Origin of the sequence: Butyrivibrio sp. VCD2006 (genome assembly GCF_000423925.1) — a bacterium.
Classification (GTDB): domain Bacteria; phylum Bacillota; class Clostridia; order Lachnospirales; family Lachnospiraceae; genus Butyrivibrio.
This window is the reverse complement of record NZ_AUIX01000001.1, coordinates 189,495-210,875: the sequence shown is the minus strand read 5'-3', so window position 1 is coordinate 210,875 and position 21,381 is coordinate 189,495. Positions and strand designations below refer to the sequence as shown.

General features: G+C 40.9%; 23 protein-coding genes and 1 tRNA gene. 12 read left to right on the top strand and 12 right to left on the bottom strand.

The genetic code is table 11. From position 1 onward, the window contains the following. Positions 1-4: 4 nt before the first annotated feature. A complete protein-coding gene (locus G586_RS0100945; protein WP_026526182.1) occupies positions 5-286 on the bottom strand; it encodes a hypothetical protein in 282 nt (93 codons plus the stop codon). A gap of 12 nt (positions 287-298) precedes the next feature. On the opposite strand from G586_RS0100945, the gene G586_RS21240 reads away from it, so the two are divergent. After that, positions 299-745 carry a helix-turn-helix domain-containing protein gene (locus tag G586_RS21240; RefSeq protein WP_026526181.1) on the top strand — a complete coding sequence of 149 codons (447 nt, stop codon included), beginning with the start codon at positions 299-301 and terminating at the stop codon, positions 743-745. Positions 746-847: 102 nt separating this feature from the next. Further along, positions 848-3,172, top strand: coding sequence for a diguanylate cyclase domain-containing protein (locus tag G586_RS0100935; RefSeq protein WP_026526180.1), 2,325 nt, complete (start codon positions 848-850; stop codon positions 3,170-3,172). A 53-nt stretch (positions 3,173-3,225) separates the two neighbouring features. Here G586_RS0100935 and G586_RS25485 read toward each other — a convergent pair whose 3' ends face one another. Next, positions 3,226-3,405 (bottom strand): MetQ/NlpA family ABC transporter substrate-binding protein, encoded by a 180-nt coding sequence (locus G586_RS25485; protein WP_081674058.1) that lies wholly within the window; start codon positions 3,403-3,405, stop codon positions 3,226-3,228. Between the two features lie 71 nt (positions 3,406-3,476). Here G586_RS25485 and G586_RS25930 point away from each other — a divergent pair, with 71 nt between their 5' ends. Next, positions 3,477-3,695: a hypothetical protein gene (locus tag G586_RS25930; protein ID WP_026526179.1), complete on the top strand. Its 219-nt coding sequence runs from the start codon at positions 3,477-3,479 to the stop codon at positions 3,693-3,695. 124 nt (positions 3,696-3,819) lie between these two features. On the opposite strand, the gene G586_RS0100920 is transcribed toward G586_RS25930, so the two are convergent. Further along, a tRNA-Pro gene (locus G586_RS0100920) sits at positions 3,820-3,893 on the bottom strand. A 191-nt stretch (positions 3,894-4,084) separates the two neighbouring features. Between G586_RS0100920 and G586_RS21235 the strand changes: the two genes are divergently transcribed. Together G586_RS21235 and G586_RS0100905 are read left to right on the top strand one after the other, a co-directional pair. Next, entirely contained in the window at positions 4,085-5,053 is a 969-nt protein-coding gene (locus G586_RS21235) for a carbohydrate kinase family protein (protein ID WP_155833996.1), read from the top strand. 24 nt (positions 5,054-5,077) lie between these two features. Continuing rightward, the gene (locus G586_RS0100905) at positions 5,078-6,370 is read left to right on the top strand and encodes a class I SAM-dependent rRNA methyltransferase (protein WP_035772017.1); all 1,293 of its coding nucleotides are present in this window, start codon (positions 5,078-5,080) and stop codon (positions 6,368-6,370) included. 22 nt (positions 6,371-6,392) lie between these two features. Here the strand turns inward: G586_RS0100905 and G586_RS0100900 are convergent, their stop codons facing one another. From G586_RS0100900 to G586_RS0100880, 5 genes are all read right to left on the bottom strand, one after another. Continuing rightward, complete coding sequence (locus G586_RS0100900; protein ID WP_196811521.1) at positions 6,393-7,547, bottom strand: sensor histidine kinase; 1,155 nt, start codon at positions 7,545-7,547, stop codon at positions 6,393-6,395. Between the two features lie 212 nt (positions 7,548-7,759). Next, positions 7,760-8,470 (bottom strand): LytR/AlgR family response regulator transcription factor, encoded by a 711-nt coding sequence (locus tag G586_RS0100895; RefSeq protein ID WP_026526176.1) that lies wholly within the window; start codon positions 8,468-8,470, stop codon positions 7,760-7,762. Between the two features lie 26 nt (positions 8,471-8,496). Further along, complete coding sequence (locus G586_RS0100890; protein WP_026526175.1) at positions 8,497-9,171, bottom strand: ABC transporter ATP-binding protein; 675 nt, start codon at positions 9,169-9,171, stop codon at positions 8,497-8,499. Between the two features lie 18 nt (positions 9,172-9,189). After that, complete coding sequence (locus tag G586_RS0100885) at positions 9,190-11,652, bottom strand: ABC transporter permease (protein ID WP_026526174.1); 2,463 nt, start codon at positions 11,650-11,652, stop codon at positions 9,190-9,192. A gap of 12 nt (positions 11,653-11,664) precedes the next feature. Further along, on the bottom strand, positions 11,665-13,668 hold the full coding sequence (locus G586_RS0100880) for a M13 family metallopeptidase (RefSeq protein ID WP_026526173.1): 2,004 nt from the start codon (positions 13,666-13,668) through the stop codon (positions 11,665-11,667). Positions 13,669-13,903: 235 nt separating this feature from the next. Here G586_RS0100880 and G586_RS0100875 point away from each other — a divergent pair, with 235 nt between their 5' ends. Both G586_RS0100875 and G586_RS0100870 read left to right on the top strand, forming a co-directional pair. Continuing rightward, positions 13,904-15,082 carry a MerR family transcriptional regulator gene (locus G586_RS0100875; protein ID WP_026526172.1) on the top strand — a complete coding sequence of 393 codons (1,179 nt, stop codon included), beginning with the start codon at positions 13,904-13,906 and terminating at the stop codon, positions 15,080-15,082. Positions 15,083-15,146: 64 nt separating this feature from the next. Further along, complete coding sequence (locus G586_RS0100870; RefSeq protein ID WP_026526171.1) at positions 15,147-16,112, top strand: AEC family transporter; 966 nt, start codon at positions 15,147-15,149, stop codon at positions 16,110-16,112. A 93-nt stretch (positions 16,113-16,205) separates the two neighbouring features. On the opposite strand, the gene G586_RS0100865 is transcribed toward G586_RS0100870, so the two are convergent. After that, positions 16,206-16,598, bottom strand: coding sequence for a pyridoxamine 5'-phosphate oxidase family protein (locus G586_RS0100865; protein ID WP_026526170.1), 393 nt, complete (start codon positions 16,596-16,598; stop codon positions 16,206-16,208). 101 nt (positions 16,599-16,699) lie between these two features. Between G586_RS0100865 and nudC the strand changes: the two genes are divergently transcribed. Then, positions 16,700-17,566 (top strand): NAD(+) diphosphatase, encoded by an 867-nt coding sequence (gene nudC, locus G586_RS0100860; protein ID WP_026526169.1) that lies wholly within the window; start codon positions 16,700-16,702, stop codon positions 17,564-17,566. 48 nt (positions 17,567-17,614) lie between these two features. Next, the gene (locus G586_RS0100855; protein ID WP_026526168.1) at positions 17,615-18,097 is read left to right on the top strand and encodes a hypothetical protein; all 483 of its coding nucleotides are present in this window, start codon (positions 17,615-17,617) and stop codon (positions 18,095-18,097) included. Between the two features lie 74 nt (positions 18,098-18,171). Here the strand turns inward: G586_RS0100855 and G586_RS0100850 are convergent, their stop codons facing one another. Further along, complete coding sequence (locus tag G586_RS0100850) at positions 18,172-18,762, bottom strand: hypothetical protein (protein ID WP_026526167.1); 591 nt, start codon at positions 18,760-18,762, stop codon at positions 18,172-18,174. 275 nt (positions 18,763-19,037) lie between these two features. Between G586_RS0100850 and G586_RS0100845 the strand changes: the two genes are divergently transcribed. Genes G586_RS0100845 through G586_RS0100835 form a run of 3 tightly spaced genes read left to right on the top strand, consistent with a single transcriptional unit; the run spans position 19,038 to position 20,457 of the window. Then, positions 19,038-19,460, top strand: coding sequence for a DUF4430 domain-containing protein (locus G586_RS0100845; protein WP_026526166.1), 423 nt, complete (start codon positions 19,038-19,040; stop codon positions 19,458-19,460). A gap of 30 nt (positions 19,461-19,490) precedes the next feature. Beyond that, positions 19,491-20,033 carry a hypothetical protein gene (locus G586_RS0100840; RefSeq protein ID WP_051204331.1) on the top strand — a complete coding sequence of 181 codons (543 nt, stop codon included), beginning with the start codon at positions 19,491-19,493 and terminating at the stop codon, positions 20,031-20,033. Positions 20,034-20,064: 31 nt separating this feature from the next. Next, a complete protein-coding gene (locus G586_RS0100835; protein ID WP_026526164.1) occupies positions 20,065-20,457 on the top strand; it encodes a PaaI family thioesterase in 393 nt (130 codons plus the stop codon). A gap of 12 nt (positions 20,458-20,469) precedes the next feature. Here the strand turns inward: G586_RS0100835 and G586_RS25925 are convergent, their stop codons facing one another. After that, positions 20,470-20,637 carry a hypothetical protein gene (locus tag G586_RS25925; protein ID WP_155833994.1) on the bottom strand — a complete coding sequence of 56 codons (168 nt, stop codon included), beginning with the start codon at positions 20,635-20,637 and terminating at the stop codon, positions 20,470-20,472. A 272-nt stretch (positions 20,638-20,909) separates the two neighbouring features. Next, a complete protein-coding gene (locus tag G586_RS21230) occupies positions 20,910-21,380 on the bottom strand; it encodes an NUDIX hydrolase (RefSeq protein ID WP_051204329.1) in 471 nt (156 codons plus the stop codon). Position 21,381 lies beyond the last annotated feature (1 nt).

The window sequence follows — 21,381 nt, the reverse complement described above, 5'->3', positions numbered from 1 at the left end:
CCGCTTATTTTTTTCGCTTGCCGCTTGTTTTTGTCGCTTGCAATCTATATACGGTAGCCTTGATTCCATCACCGAATTCTTCAAAAACAGGCTCTTGCAAACCATACTGCTTATAAGCCTTTTCAATAGCAGCGCACAAATCCTGATTTAGAGTTGCTTTCGGATCATGGAAAACCTCATTGTGATAGACTTTTAATTCAATCCAATTCCGGTTCTCATCGTCTGTAGCGTCTTTTTCCTCTATATCTACACGATCATGGACGGTGGTTTTTATTGAGAATGCCATTGTTATCCTTACATGGATTTAATAGAGCGAACACAAAGCAGCGATTATGATCTGACAGAAGAAGTCATATCGTATGTAGCAAATAATTGTACCGAAAACATATCTTTGCAGACTGTTTCCAGAGAATTCGGCGTAAGTCCCTACAAAATTTCGCGAATATTTTCAGGAATAGTTAAGACCTCCTTCCCTGAATACGTCAAGATTCACAGAATAAACAACGCTGAATTTCTTCTTGTAAATACGAATAAGGATATAACGAGCATCGGATTGGAATGTGGCTTCAACAACCAGCAAAACTTCAACAAAGCCTTTAAAGAATGCGAGGGAATAACACCTTCTGAGTTCAGGAAGAGAATAGCCAAAAATATCAGCAACAGCGGTCATGTGCTGCCCATTCCCAAGGAGGCTGTAATAGAGTCTACCAATAAGACAATTCAGACATTGTCAATATCAGGGTAAAAATGAAGGGCTTAAATTCAAGATATTGTGTAATTTTTCCTACTCATAAGATATAATTAAGAAAATTATTTTCCATAGATGCAATAATGAGGTATTTAAAGAATGGGTAAGAAAAGGCATAACATAGCTTTGCTGGTAGCCGGATTTGAAAATACTTTTGTTCGGCAGCTCTGCACCGGTGCCATGACTGCGGCAACAGAGACAGACAGCAATCTTGTGGTTTTTCCGGGAAAATTCATAAATCCCCCCTATTATGATAATAATATTACTCAATATGAGTATCAGAGTGATACTATCTTTGACTATGCTCAAAAGACAAACTTTGACATATTTCTGATTGATATTAACACAATCGGTCTTTTCTCCACTTTTGAACAGAAATTGGAATTCCTGCAATCTTTCGGCGATGCCAAAATTGTGTTACTTACATGCTCTATCGATGGCTATGCCAATATATGCTTTGACAACAAAGCGGGACTGTCAGCCGGAATCCGGCACCTTATCAGAGATCATCATTGCAAAAAGCTTGGATTCATGGCAGGGACTCTGGAAAATGCTGATTCCATTGAGCGTTATGAAGTATATAAATCAGTCCTTACTGAATTTGGAATGGAAGTTGATCCGACCATGGTTGGACATGGTAATTTTTCAGAATTTTGCGATGAAGAGGTAGAGAGATTACTGGATGCTCATCCGGACATGGATGCCATGATCTTTGCTAATGACGGCATGGCCATAGGCGGATACAGAGTATTCAAAAAGCGCGGACTTGAGATTGGCAAGGATATCCATGTGATGGGCTTCGATGATGCTCCCAGCGCTGTCGCAAGTGATCCCCAGCTTACTACAGTTAGTGCTGATGCTGCAGGGCTTGGATATTTGGCAGTTAAGTCTGTAGAGGATTTTCTTGCAGGCAGCATAGACAATATTAAGATACAATCGCAGCTTATTAAAAGACAATCATGCGGTTGTACGACAAAGGACTACTCCACTATCCCGTTTACAGTAGAAGACTTTAAAGATTCTTCGCATTTTGACCATGTTATGGGAATGGTTAATAAGTATATCTTCGCAGGCAATGATTATGAAAAAGGTGCTGCCCGAATTATCGAGCTTCTTGAACAAACAATAAAGTGCGTCTTTGAGAGCATGCAAGATGATACCTGTCGGTGCGATGAAACGCTTCAGAAACTTTCAAAGGTCGGGTGCAGACTTAACAAGATGAAGCTGGCGCCTTTTACAAGGCCTGAGAAGATTACCTTCCTGTTTGAATGTCTTTACAGGCAAATGAAAATGAAGGATAACGGGGAGCACTGGCAGCGAACCCTGTCAGAGGCCTTTCAGCATATTTATCACGAAGCAGCAAGCTATTCGCAGGTAAATGCGGACAAGATGATTGAGAAGGCAGAACTACTTAATTTCGTAACGACTACCTTCCTAAGAGATGTGCTCAATTATGCGGTGGCTGATGATATTCTGTTCTCTCAAATGATTGATACACTATCGAAATACGGCTTTGAAAGTACCTATCTTTTACGGCTGCCCCATAATCAGATTGTACGAAAAAATCAGCATCCGGGTGTGGCAGAGACTATGTTGCTAAAGGCCTATCAGATTGGAGATAAGACCTATGTCCCGGCAAGTGATATTCAGCTAAGGCCTGTTAAGGATCTTTTTACAGATCTTTTTGCAGATCGAGACAGGCAAATCAATGCCGTCGCAGCAATGCTTTTTTCAGGACCGGAGCAGTATGGTGTCATGATATTCGAGATGAATGCTGATAACATTCCTTATATTACAACGGGCATCTATCAGACAAGTGCGGCTATTAAGACCATCGAGCTGCTAAAAAACAAAGAAGAAAACGCAAGCAAGCTAAAAAGCAGCTTAAAACAGCTTGCAAAGGCCAATTCTATACTGGATGAGATATCCAAATCAGATCCTCTGACACAGCTTTTGAACAGAAGAGGCTTTCTTGAAGCAGTTAATCGCTCTGTCGAGAAACCTGAGAATAGTGGCAGATGCGGAGTTGTAATATTTGCGGATTTAAATAATCTCAAGATCATCAATGACAGATTTGGCCATGAGGATGGGGATTTTGCTCTGCGTCTGGCAGGCAGCATATTGAAAAACAGCATAAGCGAGAATGCTTCTATCGTAGCAAGATATGGCGGCGATGAATTCTGCGCCTTCTATATTACAGATGAAGCTGAGGACCCCGAGGAGAAAATCAGAAAACTGATTGCGGACGAAACAGAAAAGCAAAATCAGCTCACAGACAAAGAGTATTATGTTTCAATCAGTATGGGCTTCTGCATGTTTGAGTGCGGCTGTAATGTAATTCTTAGCGACATGCTTGATAAAGCCGATGCCAATCTATATGAGGATAAAAAACATAAAAGGGCCAGCGTCTATAAAGATCATTAGTACAAAAAGGGACGGTTCAAATAAGTCACATGAACCGTCCCTTTGTACATCATTTATTTAACCGGAATTACTGCTCCATCATATTTTTCTTCGATGAATTTCTGTGTATCTTCGTCGAGAAGCGCTTCTACAAGTGCCTTGATAGCCGGGTTATCCGCATCTTCCGATCTGACTGCTATCATGTTGGCGTAAGGGCTGTCTGCTCCTTCGCTGAAAAGCTTTGCTGAATCTATACCTGCCTCAAGGGGACACCGTACAACTGGCTAAGTCCCGCTCCCATGTATGTCGAAAGGGATGGACAAATATGTATTGTTGCAGCCGCTTCACTGCAGTGCTCCAGCTCTTCTATCGATGCAAAGGGCATTCAAATGTGCTTATTCCAGCTGGCCTTGATGCTAGAGAGAGGGCACTGATCCTTGGACATTCTGTAGAAACGAATGAGAGATATTACTCATATGCTGGTACCTTTCTACTGGAAGGTATCTATGATAAGCTCACGAAATCCAGTATCCATGCGGTTTAATTTTAGGTCACCCACTGGTCACCCAATTTAATGACGGTAAAGCGTAAATTTTATTAACAAATTCGAGACATAGAAAAATCCGGAAACCCACTAACCATGAGAATTCCGGACCTTCTAGTAGTAGTCGAAGTGACAGGATTTGAACCTGCGACCTCTGCGTCCCGAACGCAGCGCTCTACCAAACTGAGCCACACTTCGTTATATGTTAAGCGGAAGTCGTGAGAAGACTTTCGCAGCACACATGATGATACAAAAAAAATCGAGTTATGTCAATAGGGCAGAGGAATTTCATAAAGCTTTAATTAAGCAGTTTTTATGATAACGGTCATATATGGTATATTAATTATGATTGTTGTTATTAATTTAATGAAGGAAAATGGTGAGGGGTATTGAGTAATTCATTGGATATAACTGTAATTGGAGCGGCGGTGATGGATATTTTGGCCGGCGCGGCAGGACCGGAGGTGTTTGATATTGGATCAATGCCGATGGACTACATAAAGACTTCCTATGGCGGAGATGCGCTTAATGAGGCTGTTGCTCTGACAAGGCTTGAGAAGAAGGTTGAACTTATCACGAGGCTTGGCGAGGACGATGTCGGGGCGAGGATTATGCAGTTTCTTAGAGAAAACGGAGTCAGGATTCAGCGCACGACGGTGTCGGATGAGTATCCTTCGTCAATCAACATAGTGCTTGTTGATAAAAAGGGCGAGCGCTACTTTTTAACAGATCCTAAGAGCTGTTTAAGAAAGCTTTCTGAGAGTGATATTATTCCGAACATAGCTGATATGGCGAATATTGTGAGCTTCGCCAGCATATTTGTGTCACCGGTTCTCAGGATTGCAAGTCTTGAGAGAATCTTTAAACAGATAAAGGAAGGCGATCCTGATAAAAAGAGGATTCTTTTAACCGATATGACAAAGCCAAAGAATGGCGAGAAGCTTACTGATATAGTATGCCTTCTTCCATACATCGATTATTTCCTTGCAAATGAGGATGAGATATCGATGCTGACAGGGGTGAAGGATCCGGCAGAGAATGCAAGGCGTTTCATAGAAGAAGGCGCGAAATGCGTTGTCATTAAGAGGGGCAGAGAAGGCTGTATAATAAGGACGAAAAACGATGTTCTTGAGATACCTGCCTATTTGGTTGATAAAGTTATTGATTCAACAGGTGCGGGAGACAGCTTTGCAGCAGGCTTTTTATATGGACTTTCGGAAGGATACAGCTTAGAAGACTGTGGAAGATTTGGCTGTAGCGTAGCTTCCTGCGTGGTAGAGAGAGTCGGTGGCTCGGACGGACTTATTTCAATCGAAGAGCCAAAGAGAAGATTCGAGATTTTAAAAACAGAAAAATGAAAACAGTTTAAGAAAGAAGAAAATATGAGTTCAATTAAGATTTCAAATGCAACTATAGTTTTGAAGAAGGGCGAAGGCCGCACAATCAAGGCAGGCGGCGCCTGGGTTTTCGACAATGAGATCAACAGAGTCGAGGGCAGCTTTGATAACGGTGATATCGTAGAGGTTCATGACCATGACGGATATTTCATGGGATATGGATTTATCAATACCAATTCCAAAATAAGAGTCCGCATGATGTCCAGAAGAAAAGAGAACCCTGTAACAGAGGAACTGATAGAGACAAGGATTCGAAATGCATGGGAGTATCGCAAGGCAGTCATGAATCCTGTGTTATACGGTTACGATCAGGCAGGAATAAAGGCTGACCGCACTGAGGATGATGAGGAAAAGACGCTTCAGAAACTGTCCTGTCGTCTTGTTTTTGGTGAGGCTGATTTCCTCCCCGGCATAACAATAGACAAGTTTTCAGATGTTCTTGTTATAGAATCGCTTGCCCTTGGTACAGACAAAATGAAGGACATTATCCTTGATGCCTGCAAAAAAGTTCTTGCCGAGGATGGTGTAAAGATTCGCGGCATCTACGAGAGAAGTGATGCCAAGGTCAGAGAGCAGGAAGGTCTTGAGAGAACAAAGGGCTTTATCGGTGAGCCCTTCGACACCAAGGTTTTAATAGAAGAAAATGGTGTTAAGTATTACGTTGATGTTGAGAATGGCCAGAAGACAGGCTTTTTCCTTGATCAGAAGAATAATAGAAGAGCAATAGCATCTCTTTGTAAAGGTAAGAAGGTGCTTGACTGCTTTACACATACGGGATCCTTTGGACTCAACTGTGCGGCAGCAGGAGCAAGTTCTGTGCTTGCAGTTGATGCATCGGATGTAGGATGTGCTCAGGCTGAGGAAAATGCAAAGCTTAACGGGCTGGAGAGTATTATTAAATTCCAGTGTGCTGATGTATTTGATCTTTTGCCTGACCTTGAGAAGAAGAATGAGCAGTATGATGTAGTTATCCTTGATCCTCCGGCATTTACCAAATCAAGAGCTTCTATTAAGAAGGCGGTAACAGGCTATAGAGAGATCAACATACGAGGACTTAAACTTGTTAAAAATGGAGGCTTCCTTGCCACATGTTCATGCTCGCACTTTATGGATGAGGAGCTATTTGCTAAGACCATAAGAGAAGCAGCGAGAAGTGCTCACAAGCAGCTTCGTCAGGTAGAGTTCAGGCAGCAGGCTGCGGATCATCCAATCCTTTGGTCCAACGATGCATCATTCTACCTCAAGTTTTATATCTTCCAGGTATGTGACGAAAAATAAGGCGCCGGATGGACGCCTTATCTTAAGCATTTATTGGGAAAAGAAGCTCTGTGGCAAATTCATAGCCATAGGGCTTTTCTTTACATTCAAAGGATAATTCTCCCGAGTATACAGCCGCGGCTTCACGGACATTCTTAAGCCCGAAGCCGTGGTTTTTTGTATCTCTTTTGGTGGTTACAAGAGTATCATTTTTAATTGCAGGTTTATTGGCACAAGGATTCCTTAGGGACATCATAAGGAAATTATTTGTGTGCCTGAAGTCAAGGTTAATAACTTTTAAGGATTCATCCAGATCGGTAAGCTTTTCATCACTTACTGCCTCGATAGCGTTGTCCAGTATATTTGCAAGGATTTTACAGGTGTCCACCGGGGAAAATTCTATATCTGAAATAGAACCTGAGACCTTAAGTACAGCACCGGCTTCCTTGGCTTTTTCGCGCTTTTCGGAAATAATGACATCAGCGATGGTATTGCCGGTATGTGCACTGACATCAGCGGTTTCTATAGCTGCACCCATCTCCTCGAGATAATCCTTCATCTTGTCATATTCACCGTTTTTCAGCAAAAGAGAGAGCACAGAGACATTGTTTTTCATATCGTGCTTCAGAGCCCTGATTTTGCTATCCATTCCGGCAGCAGCCTCAAAATATTTCGCCTCTGCCTGAATGAGATCCTCCTTGACCTGGTTTAACTCCATAAGATCTTTGCGCTCTTTTCTCGATGAGGTTATATAAAACAACACTACAACAAAACCGAGGGATAACAGTATAAATGTCAGATACAGTGCCCGGTTTTCAGTTAATCCGTTTGGTACATCCCAATAGATGGGAAGTAAATTTGCAAGAAGAGTAACGATAGTAAATAGAGTAAAGGTCACAATGAGTGGAACCGGAGTGTTATCCTTTTTTCTGCGCATTTTTGCAATAAAGAAAAACATTAGATATTCAATAGTAATCCACAGTACGCCTAAGGCTGCTATAGAAAGTGGCTTTTGGGCGTTATCAAGTGAAACATCGGCTCCCGTTATGAGATAACCTATAGCAGATAATATAGTGAGCACATAAACAAGAATATCTCTGCCAAGGAAGGCTGTTAGAAATCGTTTCCAGCCTTTGCCGGTCATAAAAATAGAAATGATTATTACAATTATAAGATCTCCAAATTTTCTTACGGTCAAAGATGAAGTTATTTTGCTATTTGAAAAATTGACTAATACAAAGGTATGTATAACGGAGACAAAGATGCCAACGACAAAAGAGGAGATATAGACTGCTTTCCTGTGACGAATTTCATGTCGCAGAACCTCAGACGTAAAGAAAACGATAAGAGGCGGAAAGAAGATATAGGGAATCATAGTAAGAATGTAATTTAGAATATTCATCCCATAGCTCATCGTCCGGTTCTCCTTATATAATCGAAAAGTTTCTTTTTGACACCGGAAGCAAGACCTCTTGAAATCGGAACAATGTCGCCATTGTCCATTGAAACCTCGCCGGTGCCAAGTTTATATACATGTGCAAGATTAATATGATAGGATCTATGACATTTAAAGAAGTCCGCTGAAAGGCCATCGATAAGCTTTATGGCGTCGTTCAGCTTCATGCGGGTTGTCAGATCACCATCAGTAAAAACAAACCTTACGGAATTGTTACTGGCCTCTGCATAGATAAGAGAAGATATGGGATAGATTACATCTTCCCCATCGACCCTTAAGGCAATCTTTTCCTCTACCTTCAGTTTGTTCTCAAGATCTCTTAAGGCTTCACGGAGTTTCTCGTGATCCATTGGCTTTTTGAGGAATCTGAAGGCACCGACTTCGTAGCCGTCCATCGCCATTTCAGTATGGCTTGTAAGAAATATAATGGGAACATCTGCTGAAAAGCTGCGAATGGCCCGGGCTGTTTCCATGCCATTCATTTCCTTCATCTCGATATCAAGGAAAACAGCATCAGGCATAAAACCAGTCCTTAAGCCACTTATGAGCTCTTTGCCATCTGCGTAATGAAAGCAGCTGACTTCTCCCCTTCCGTAAAGCGTTGTGATTGCTTTGTCTGTTTCTTGTCTAAAAACACTCTCGTCGTCAACAATAGCTAATTTCATGATATCCTCCGATATCATACTACCACTCAGCTGACCATCTTGCCATTATCAAGTGTTATTGTTCTTGTGCCATAATCAGCACATTCCTTGGAGTGGGTAACCTGAAGGATGGTGATACCCTTTTCTTCATTAAGGCGTTTAAAGAGTTCCATAATCTCTGCAGTAGCCTTGGAATCAAGGTTTCCGGTAGGTTCATCTGCAAGAATAACTGAAGGATTTCCAAGAAGAGCTCTTGCTATAGAAACTCGTTGCTGCTGTCCGCCTGACAGGGTTGATGGCATAGCCTTTCTCTTTTCTGTAAGACCTGTGATTCGCAGTATCTCATCAAGCTCTTCCTTTAGCTCGCTTCTTTTACGACCATTCATGGTTGCGGGAAGGAGGATATTGTCCTCAACATTTAAATTCATCACAAGATTGTAGAACTGGAAAACGAAGCCCAGATTTGAAAGTCTAAGCTTTGAGAGCTTTCTGTCATTAAGTGAAACTATATTCTCTCCGCAAAGAGTGATCTCACCTTCAAAGTCGCGATCAAGACCGCCCACAAGATAAAGAAGCGTGGATTTTCCCGAGCCGGATGCTCCCATGAGGGATACGAATTCACCCTTATTTACGTACATACAGCATTCATCGAGAACACGGTTTATATTACTACCTTTTCCAAAGGTTTTTGATACATTTTTAACTTCTATCATTGTACTCATATCGTTTATCTCCTCACATTATTCATATTTAATCTGCTCTGACAGTTTCATTTTTCGAAGGTTCCTGATGGGGAAAAGCACGGTCAGTGCAAACAGGGCAGTCATTGATATCCACAGTGTAAATATTGTCTTAGGGTTAATATCTATGTTAAGTACCAGTATTTCCGCGCTCTCAGTGGCTTTTTTCAGAACTAAGGTCAGTAGAGTTCCAAGGACGCAGCCTGCGGTTGCGGAGGTTAAGGAGGTTATCAGAATCTCCTTAAACAATATTCCTGAAAGGGTTCTGTTGCTCATAGATGTGGAAAGCATGACAGCACATTCTTTCTTTCGTCCTTCAAAGCCGATTATCTGATTGTTGATAATTCCGATACAGGTCATGGCAAGGGCAACTATGATTATGATGTTATAAACCATAACTGAGGAAGAAACATCTTTGTTGTAAGCGTCGATGATCTCCTGTTTTGTCTTTGCAGCAGAAACAGAGCTTCCGGCATAGCTTTCAATGAGCTTTGCTGTTTCTTCAGGTGTGCTTGTTCGCACCAGAAGTTCTTTGGGATTATCGTGGTAAATACTCTTGTAATCATGCAGCGATACTACAAACGGATTCTTTAAACCGTCATAAGGACTTATCTTGAAAAATGAGGCAACAGAAAATGTCTTTTCTATCGGGAATACACCTTCCTTATCAAAGGTAAGAGTTATCTGGTCACCAATGTTATAGCCACGACGTTTTGCCCATCCGCTTTCCAAGCATATAGTTCCTTCCTCCAGGGTATTCGGAAGATCACCGATTGCGTGATAGAATCTAAAGCCATTCTCAGGCATTCCGAAGACCATTCCGATTTTTAGTTTGTCTTCGCCTTCAATACCTAAAGAATCCATATGACCATAAACGAATTCTGTATCGGTTATATTGTCCATGTGCTCTACAAATGAAAGCTTACTGGCCTTTGCTGCGCAGGTAACTACTACATCACAGTCATAGGATTCGGTGTTGTAGGTTCCCATCATTGACATTGAGATTATATAAATGATCACGCACATCGCAGCTGAGGTAGCGCATAAAACGCCGCTTCCTACGGTGCTCTTTCGTGATATGGCTTCGATTGATGCAAGTCTTAGCTTTTCGTGACCGCTCTTTCTCGCTAGCTTACCAATGAGCTTTGAAACGGTTTTTAAAATCAGAGGGAACAGAAAAGCGAGGGCCATAACTGATGCAATAAGGCAGATCGCTGCTCCCAGAAGATTTCCGGAAAAGAAGGCTGTTATCACAGCCAGTATGGCCATTACTGTTCCTACTACAATAGAAGACTTATGCATTTTGTAAGCAGTATCGCGGTTATCAAAAATGATATCCCTAATGGAGGTGTTAAGTGCCTTCAGTACGGATTTTAACGGAACAAGGCATTCAATAAGAATTGCTGACAAAATAACGGTGATAACGAGAGCCGGAGATACTTCGGGAATCGTAATTTTTATGTTACCAAGTGTCTCAGGATTGAAAACTGTCGCATACATGGGGCTTCTGATTCCAAGATAGAGCAGGGTTCCCGGGATGCTTCCAAAAAGAGCGTAGGTTACATTTTCCAAAAGAAGCACAACTGCAGTAGTTCCTGAGCTTAATCCAAGGCTTCTTAGTGTTCCGATAAAGGACATTCTTTCGCCTACAATCCTGTCACATATTGAGAATGTGATAAATATGAGAAGAAGGAAGGTAATGGCAAAAAGCAGGAATAAAAAGCTAAAGAGCTGACCAAGAACATCCTTACTATCTTCATTTAGAGAATACTTATAAACATTCTCTTTTCCGAAATCATCCACAAGCATATCGTAAGCATCGTCAATAAGATCATTATCCTTGAGGTCTATCATGATACTTCCGGAAATGGGCTTGTTACAGCAAAGAATGTCGCCGGTTGCATTGTTTACGGTTGCATGATTGCCTCTTCTTAAAATGCTTTTGACGTCCTCCTCCACAATCTTAACAATGGTAAGCTTATGGGGATTTTTTGCCATATCGTGGACTGTGAATTTATCACCTTCCTTGTAGCCTTTTTCCTTGGCAAAGGAATCGGTGATGATTGCTTCGTTATCGCCGAGCTTATCTGTATCGAGATATCCCATAGCCATAGCTCCGGCCGGATCTGTAGCACTTATTGCGAGCTGGTCCATAGTAACGTAGGCATATTCTCCTTCGATGTCATTTGAAAATGACTCATAGAAATCTCTGATTATGAGACCGCTATATTCCGGGAAGTCCTCCGGAATCCTGTCGGTATCCACAAGATTCATGTCAACGGACATATCTGCTGCTCCCTTAGATTCACTCAGCATATTTTCTATGAGATCAGTTGATGTTTTCATAATATCGAAGGTGAAAAGTGCCATAAAAGTGCAGATAAATATTGAGAAAACAACAAGCAGAGTTCTTAATGGTTTTCCGAATGTGTTTTTTAGAGTTGTCTTTAGAATTATATTCATATCATACCTTCCTTAATGCCATCTTGAAATTCGTTTTTCTGCAGGTATAAACATGCCATCGCCTTCTTTGAGGCCGTAGGTTTCGTAAAAGGAATTCACGGTAGAAAGAATGGCATTTACTCTTATTACTTCAGGGCTGTGCACGTCTTCATCGATCTGACTTATAACGCTGTCCTCAGATTTTTTAGTGCACCATATCCTCGCATAGTTTTCAAACAGAAGCTTTCTCTGCTCGTCAGTCTCCGGAATGGAAGATATGCATTCCATTGCACCAAGGTCTGCATAGTTTTCTCCAAGCGTCTGTTCTCCGTCCACATGGTAAACATGTAAAACTGTGAAGTTATCTTCAAAATAGTCGACTGCCTGGCTGTTTCTCTTTTCAAGAGCTGCTGTATCCTCAGCGCCAACCCAGCCGGGATTATATTTGCCGTTTTCGTCAAAGAGGACGCCGCTATTGTCAAAGCCGTGTCCCATCTCATGGGCGATTACCATTCCGATGCCTCCGAGATTTGTGTAAAAATCTGCATTCAGATCGAAGAAAGCACCGTTCATGATGGCTACTGTAATGGTGATGTTGTTGAGGGAGGGATTATAGCAGGCGTTAAAGGTCTGCATGTTCATGAGCACCTTATCCCTCGGAATCCCATTTTTAAGGAGTTCAATCTTTTCCTGAAATTTCTTTTTCTTATAGGAAAGGAAGTATTCAAAATAGTTGTCTGCAGGTAAACTCGCATATTCAGAGGCATCATGGCGTACGCTATCAGCTCCTGTGACATACTCGATTTTTTCGAGCTTATTTAAAAGGCCCTGTCTGGTAGCTTCGTTTAGCCAGTCGGCACCGCTAATGAGTACTCTGTACTCGGTCTTTATCCTATCGCACAGGGAAATTAGTGCGTTGTCCGCTTCGTCTGAATAGTATTTCTCTACATAGATAGGATCTGTTTCTGCAGGAAAACTGTTATAGATTTCATTTATTATCTGGGTTTCTCTTGGATCATAATCAATGATTACAAGGTCTTTTAGTGCATCATAGCCGTTTGCTATAAATTTTTGATACATCGAACCAAGGGACGCCATCTTCCAGGCCTTTAAGGCTTCAAGGTTATCCTCAGTTAGTATTTTGCCAAGACTTTCAAGCTGAGCGGGATCATAAACTGCAAACTCACCACAGTACTGAGAGTCTATGCCCAGATTTTCAATGTATTTCACCAAATCCACGGAAGGGAGAATCCCCTGCATTTCATCAAGTGAATAGATCTTGAAGTAATTGTAGGTCATATCGGCATGCAGTAATTCTTGATCTGTACTGTTATAAATATCCATTGCTATGTGACCCAGTTCTGTTCCCACTTCATCTGAGATATCCTTGTCATGCCCAAGAGCGCTGTAGTATGCGCTGGCACTTTTTTTGACAGAATTAAGAGGGGAATATGTATCCTCAAGAGTAGTAAAGTTGACACCCATGAAGTCATGATACTGCTGGAAAACAAGTATCATATCCTCCGGTGAAAAATAGTTTGAATCAATGTTGATGTTAAAAAGGTTTGTGATGTTGTAATCTGTCTGGAGCTTTGCGTCAATTTTCAGAAGCTCATCCACAGATGAAGCATCATTTATCTCCCTTAGCAGACCATCAAGCTCTGTAGGAACAGGGCTGCTTTCAAAGTCATAGGCGCTATAAAGGTCATAAGCGGTTTTAATGATGTCTTCCTCAGTGCCTTTTTCATATCCGCTGCCAGAAGCTACTTCGCTGACAACGCCCTTTACCTGATCCTCAATTATCTTTTGATCAAAAGCGCCTGAGCTTGACACTTCTCCGGGTCTGAAGCTGAGCTTTTTTAGCACGTCTTCATTTATGTATCTGTAGAAATCATCCTGTGCACGGGCAGGAGTTTCCTGTTCCACTTTTTCTTCTGCTTCGTCAGTGGTATCTTCCGGCAAAGAAGCAGTGACTCCGCATCCCGCAATAAGTGACAGAGCGGTGCAAAGAGCTGTTATTTTCTTTAGTTTCCCCATTTTTCCCTCCATAGTAATATTTTATTGTTGGAAAAAAGATTAACATGCAGAATTATTGATTTGTGGAATCTGTGGTGAGTTGTTATTTTTTTGTGGTGAGTTGTCAAAAAAACGTTAAAAAAGAGTGTTGACTTCGCCCCTGGGGCAAACTTTATCATGGGATTATCTCAAAAAAGCGCTTAAGAGAATGTGCAAAAAATAGATAATAGATTACACTGTTTACAAGGAGAAGCGTATGAAAGATAAAATGACATCAGGTGAAATCGCAAGAGAGGCGGGGGTCTCTCAGAAAACGCTCAGGGTTTACGATGAAAAAGGCCTGCTTAAGCCGGTTGGATACTCTGAGGGCAATTACAAGTTATACGATAAGAATTCGCTAATGATTCTTGAGAAAATCATTGCCTTAAAGCATGTGGGATTTAGTCTTGAGGAGATTAAGAGCAATCTTGAAAGTGGCGATGACGAATCCATAGCTGAAACACTAAAGAAGCAACTGGAGCTTATGGAAAACAAGATCTATGAAATGAAGAAAGCGGCTGAATGTATCAAGGTTGCTCTGGCAAGAATCGATGAAAATCCTGACTGGGATGATGTTGCCGATGTGATCAAGAAAATGGAGATGAGTCAGGGACAGGATGAGAGAAGATGGTATGCTGAGACTCATGCCGCAGATGGAATAGAGTGGTATGAAAAGATTTTTGACTCAATGGAGTTTGAGAAGAGCGACACAGTACTGGATCTTGGAATCAGCTATGGCCTCCTGTACAGGAAGAACTGGGATAGAATGCCTGCAAATCTTACCGTTGACGGATATGATATACATGAGAGCTGGGCGGACAATCTTGACGAAGACCTTCGCGAAAACAGAGAACCCGTGCCGGATGATATGAAGATTCAGGTGCACTTTAGTAATCTTGAGGACGAAGAAACCTGGAAGGAGATAAGAAAGAAGAAGTATTCCAAGGTAATGGCTCATTATTTCATGGCATACATGAGCGATATGGAAGCTATTATGAAAAATGTTGCGGACGTTCTTACGGATGGCGGATTCTTTTCCGTAACCTATCTGGGAGTCGGATCTGAAAATGATTTCTGGGAAAAGCTGATTGATGAGATGGGACTTGATAAGTCATTTGCTCTTAAAAAGAGAAAGAGTATTTATGACAGGCAGAGCGTTTTCGAAGGACAGCTTTCAAAATATTTTTCAAAGGTCGTGCCTGTTGTACTTCCCGGTCCCCTTAGATTTGATGATTCCGAGGAACTTTTTAACCGCATGCTGAAGAGATTTGATCAGGCAGCAAAATATCTGAATGACCATAAGGAAAAGATAATAGAATTTTTTGATAAAAGGATAGAGAGGGATGGACATATTATTCTGGAATGCAATAGTACCTTCTATCACTGCTACAAATAAAATACAGTTTATTTTTTAAAATAAATAAATATAATATAGGTAATGCGCGGAGGACAAAGACATCATGGAGAATCTGATTTTTAGTTTAAATGCGACATTACCTATATTTGCGCTTATGGTGCTTGGGAATGTTTTTAGAAGGCTTGGACTTATCGATGATAAAGCATCTGCCTGGATGAATAAGTTTGTTTTCAAGGTGGCACTGCCTGTCTTGTTATTCGAAGATCTCTCGGGTCAGGACTTTGCAGGGACCTGGGATGGAAAGTTCGTAGCATTCTGCGTTATCGTCACAGCAGTAAGCATAGCGCTTATCTACTTATTATCAAGAATTGTAATCAAGGACACTGCAAGAAGAGGTGAGTTTATACAGGGAGCCTACAGAAGCAGTGCAGCACTTTTGGGAATTGCTTTCATACGGAATATATATGGGAGTGAGGCCACAGGGATGGGACCGCTCATGATTCTTGGAAGCGTGCCATTTTACAACATTTTTGCTGTAATTATTCTCACGCTTACCGCGGATAATGAAGATGCGAGTGCGGGAACAGATAGAAAAGTACTTATGAAAAGCACCCTGAAAGGGATAATTACAAATCCGATTATCATAGGAATTGCTGCAGGTTTACTTTGGTCCCTTGTGGGTATTCCTAAGCCAAGGGTTATAGGAAGGATACTATCGGATATAGGAGCACTTGCGACACCGCTGGGGCTGATGTCAATGGGAGCGACCTTCGAGTACAAGAAGGCATTAAATAATATAAAGCCTGCGCTTCTTGCATCGTTCATAAAGCTCTTTGCGCTGGTAGGAGTATTCCTGCCGATTGCTGTAAGAATGGGATTTGCCGGAGAACAGATAGTGGCTATCCTTGTAATGCTCGGCTCTGCTACAACCGTTAGCTGTTTTATTATGGCTAAGAGTATGGGACATGAGGGAACGCTTAGCAGCAGTATCATCATGATGACGACCTTTGGATGTTCATTTTCACTTGCGTTTTGGTTGTTTGTGCTTAGATCTTTTGGAATAATATAAAAAACTCCTGTGCAGGATTTGGCTATTAGCCGTACTGCACAGGAGATTTTTTATTTAATTGAAATTTTGATTATTTAGCTATTTATAATCTGATCAGAATGTGATTACCTTGGGTGCATCTGTGAATGAAGAAATTGTTGCTGTTGCATTCTTGAAGTAGAGAACTTCTGTGTTGTCATCTTCAGCAGAATACATACCTTGGAGTGAAGGATAAGCATCAAGCATATGCTTTTTAGGCTCAATTCTGTCGTCGCGCACAAGCTCTCCTGCAACACGGATCCACTTACCTTCTACAAAACCACAAATCTCAACCTTGGGATTTGCCTGGATTTGTTTTGAAACATCTTTAACTTTTCCTGTCTGGATATAGAGCTTATCTTCGAAAATATCTACTGTTCCGAAAGGACGAACTCTGGGCTGATCCCCATCAACAGTTGCCAGATAATAAGTTCCACATTTCTTTAAAAACTCATAAACTTCCTGCATGATATACCTCCTCGAATTTAAATTGTATAAAATATATTATAACTAGCAAATTTCTTAAAAACAAGCTATCGTTATACATTTAAATAATGTACAATCAGTATATGATTCAGGATATATCACCTAAAGAATTTCATAATGAATACAAGGCCATTCTTCCGGATCCGGAGGACTACGTTTTTTCATTTCGTGGAAGGGAGCTTCTTTGCACATTTGAGGAAAACGGTGAGGTACGATTTCCCAAGGCAGGGGATATAGGCATCGATAAAAGTGAGATGGTTTATCTCTTTGAGATAGATGGTACAAAGTTTTTCATGCCTAAAAGAGAGTACGGTTTTTTTATTTCTGAGATTTCCGAGGATAAGGCTCCGGAGCATCAGTATCGCTATGAGGATATAAGAGTCCTTCGCGGTGCAAACCCTGGATATCTGTGCTTTGCAGGTATAACGGCATACCATCTCTATGTGTGGTATCGCGATAATAAATTTTGCGGACGATGCGGAAGAGAGACGGTTATCCATGATAAGGAGAGAGCGTTAAGGTGCCCTCGCTGCGGAAACATAATTTATCCAAAGATCTGCCCTGCAGTTATAGTCGGAGTTACCGATAAGAATAAAATACTGATGACTAAATATGCCGGAAGAGCATATAAGGGAAATGCACTTATCGCAGGTTTTTGCGAGATCGGAGAGTCGGCAGAGGACACAGTAAGACGAGAAGTAATGGAAGAGGTTGGGCTCAAGGTTAAGAATATAAGATACTTTACGAGCCAGCCCTGGGGATTCGATTCCAATCTGCTTCTTGGGTATTATTGCGAACTTGATGGCGAAGGCAAGATTAAGATGGATGAGGAAGAGCTTGCAAAAGCCGAGTGGGTAGACAGAGACGATATTGGTGATGAAAACAGTAACCTCAGTCTTACTGCCACAATGATGATGTACTATAAAGAACACCCGGAGGAATTTTCATAAGTTAATAGGATGCACTGACAACACAACTAAAAAGCGGAGGGTCAGCATATGGAAGAACAGATGAGAAAGATCGGAAAACAGATGGCCATAAGGATGGGCATTTTGATGAGCTTTTGTCTTGCTCTTGTGGGTACGCTCACTTCAGGGCACTTCACGATTCCCGGATTTATTATCAGCTTTATTCTTAGTGCCATAATAAGTATGATAATAGGTATTGTAATTCCTATCGGTAAAATAACCGGGATACTTTGCGCCAAATGGGGCCTCGAAAGAGGTAAGATTTCAACAAGAGTAGTTGAGAGCCTTATCTCTGATGTGATATATACACCGATAATTACCATTGCAATGGTGGCTCTGGCATATAATATGGCTATGAGACAGAGCGGCGGAATGGCTCAGATAGCATTTGTTCCGATGTTTCTAAAGTCATGTTGCATTTGCTTTGTTGTAGCATTTTTCCTGATATTTATTTTCCAGCCTCTGTTCCTTAGGCAGCTTATGAAAAAGAACTCAGAAGAAAATAATAATTAAATAAAAACAGTCTTCGTATCAGGCAGATGATACGGAGACTGTTTTCATTTTAGGAGTTTATTGAAAATGGAGCATTATTTAAGCTTGTTGGCAATACGGTGCTCATTTTTTCCGAACTGATTGTAGTGGGCAAGGAGCTTGTTTGCATCAGTTCCATAGGCATCTCTTAAATCCTTGTAGTTGGAGTAATAATAAAATGCATTGAATTCAGAATTGTTTCCGCTGAAGCTTTTAAGTGCTGCAAGTGCATCCTCTTTGGCCTGAACCTCTGCAGCCGCTGCAGGGTCTATGTTCTGAACATAGACTTCAATGCAATCATGTTTTTCTGAGGTTGGCATTCTGTCATCGCTTACATAGAAATGGAAGAAAACATTTTTCTCTGTTTCATCAGCTCCTATGTGGATTCTTACATATTCTGATCCGGCGCGGCAGGTGCACTCCATGTATGTACCGGAGCTGGAGTGAGGTCCAATATAATAAGTGTAGTTGTAGTTGGACATGATCCAGACATCTTTAGTTGTGCCTGCATTCATTTTGAAAACAGTCTCACCGAAATCAAAGCACTCAGGAATTTCGCTGTAAGCAAGAGATCTTGAGCCGAATGCGAGTGTAAGAATGAGGGCCAATGAGAAAATTGCCATAGAACGTTTGATAAATTTTTTCATATTTCAATATCTGCCCGGGGATTCTGATTCCGGGTTTATCCTTTCTCCCTGCTTAGGGCATAATAGATTCTCTCAATAATAATTATAGATTTGGGTTATCGTTATTGCACATAAACTTTTCCTAAAGAAGGTAAACTTTTTATTTGCTTTTTACATGCTTCATGATGAAAAGAAGTCGAAATTGTGATTATTTTATTCTTTTAATAGATGAAATTATGAATTATACTAGAGGGCGTGTATTTACAAAGAAAAAAGCAAAGAGGAGAAATGAAAAAATGGAAAAGAAGAATAACAAAGGTCTTATAATAGGGGCAATAGTACTTGTTTTACTGGTGGCTGTTTTTGCAGTTGTTTATAAGTTTAATAAACCGGCAACACATGCAGGTTCAAAGGAAATCGTAATCGAGGTTAAAGGAAGCGATGGAAACGCTAAGGAATACGAGCTTTCAACAGATGCTGAGTATTTGATCCAGGCTATGGATGAGCTTGTTAATGATGGCTCAGGCTTTACATATCAAGGCACAGACAGTGATTACGGTATGATGATCGAGTACATAAATGATGAGAGAGCTATTTATGCTGAAGATGGTGCTTACTGGGCACTTTATGTAAATGGTGAATACGGAATGGCAGGTGCTTCAGAGCAGCCTGTTGCAGACGGAGATACATTTACATGGGCCTATGAGTTGGCACAGTAATAACTAGAAAACTGTAAGGATACAATAAGAATGACCGGGACAAATCGGAAGTTTTCCATTTTGGATATAGCGCAGATAGGCATAATGGTTGCCGTAATAGAGGTTTCAAAGCTGGCACTTAGCGGAATGCCGAATATAGAACTGACAAGCTTTTGGCTAATAATGTTTACGCTGTTTTTTGGATGGAAAATTGTGGTTGTTGTCCCGGTTTTTATTTTGATAGAAGGGGCCTTTTACGGAATCCATATTTGGTGGATAATGTATTTATACGCATGGCCGCTTTTGGTTTTTATAGCCTGGATTTTCAGGAAAAACACATCTGCAATTCTTTGGGCAGTAATATCCGGAATATTCGGACTCTGTTTTGGTGCATTATGCTCGATTCCGTACTTTGTGATCGGCCTTAGCTCGGGTGGTGTAGCCACAGGGCTTCGCAGTGCCATAACATGGTGGATTGCCGGGATTCCATGGGATTTCATTCATTGTGCCGGGAACTTCATAATAATGCTTGTATTATATTATCCGATAAGTCATGCTATGAAGCTTGTTGTAAAAGACAGAGTGGTTTTGTAAAAAGACGGCTTTTCAAAGGAGATAGGTGAAAATGGCTGAAGAATTTGCACTTAGTAGATTAAAGAATCCTTTTATGGAATACAACGGCATAGAAATATGCGAGATTTCTCTTGATCACAGCGTACTTAAAGCAACCATCACAGATAATTCGGAGAATCCGTATGGGATGATCCATGGCGGCCTTATGTACACAATGATGGACTGCTCCGCAGGAATTACTGCAAGAGCAGACAACCATAATTATGTAACTCAGAATGTTTACGTTAACTATCTGAGCAATGTAAAAGACAAAGATGTCATATATGCTGAGGGCACAGTTGTAAAAAGAGGCAGATCCGTCACTATAATTCATTCAATCGTTCGAACTGAAGAAGGAAAGCTTCTCGCGGACGGCACTGTAACTATGCACCGAATTAATGACTGATACATACTATGTTCAGATAAGGAAAATCTGAGCGCAGGCAAAAGCTGCGGCAGCGAACAGTACTACTCCGGCCATAAGGAATCTGCTCCTTATGGTTGAAATGTTGGTATACCTTCCATTGCAGTAGGCAGTATCAATTATTTTTGAATCGTTTTTATTGAAATCAGTTAATTTCCCCATAATATCCTCCCCAGAATATCTTGAAAAAATGTGTACGTTAACTTATTTTTGTTTTGAAAAATGATAAACTCAAAATGTGTACAAAATACGGCTAACACATAAAAAATTTATAAAATTCTATAAACTTTATGGTAAAAAATAATTACAGAAAACAGTGACAGAAGGAACAAAAATGGCATCAAGTATAATACATCTTGCAGTTACCGGCGAACTTATAAAACGCTATAACTTCTCAAATACTGATAGGCTAAAATTTGGAGGAAAGCTGATATTTAAAAGCCATCCGAAAAGCAACTAAAGGTATACACTTCTTTTGCCAGAGCGATAGCTTCATCTAACATTGTGTTTCCTGCTTCATCGGCATAGTTTAGAAGGTCTTTTACTTTTGTTATTGGAACCAGCTCTCTTCCATAAAGCTTTCCTGTGGCAGGATCGGTATGGGATTCTTTTATGCTCTTGATTTTTGCAATCATCCTGACCTGAGCATATTGAATGTCATTTTCTTTGACCAGCAGATATCCAAGGTAATGAATATCCTCGACGATGGTATTTAACTCCTCTATATATTCTCTTTTGAGAGTTTCTTCGAATGATTCACCCTGCTCTGGTTTTCCACCTGTCAATTTGTATTTTCCATCTTCTATTCGAAGAAGTATCCTGCCATCGTCCGAGAAAACAATTCCATATACCTGTTTTACCGGTAAATAATCAGAAACAGGACTATTAAGCCATGTAAAACTCACC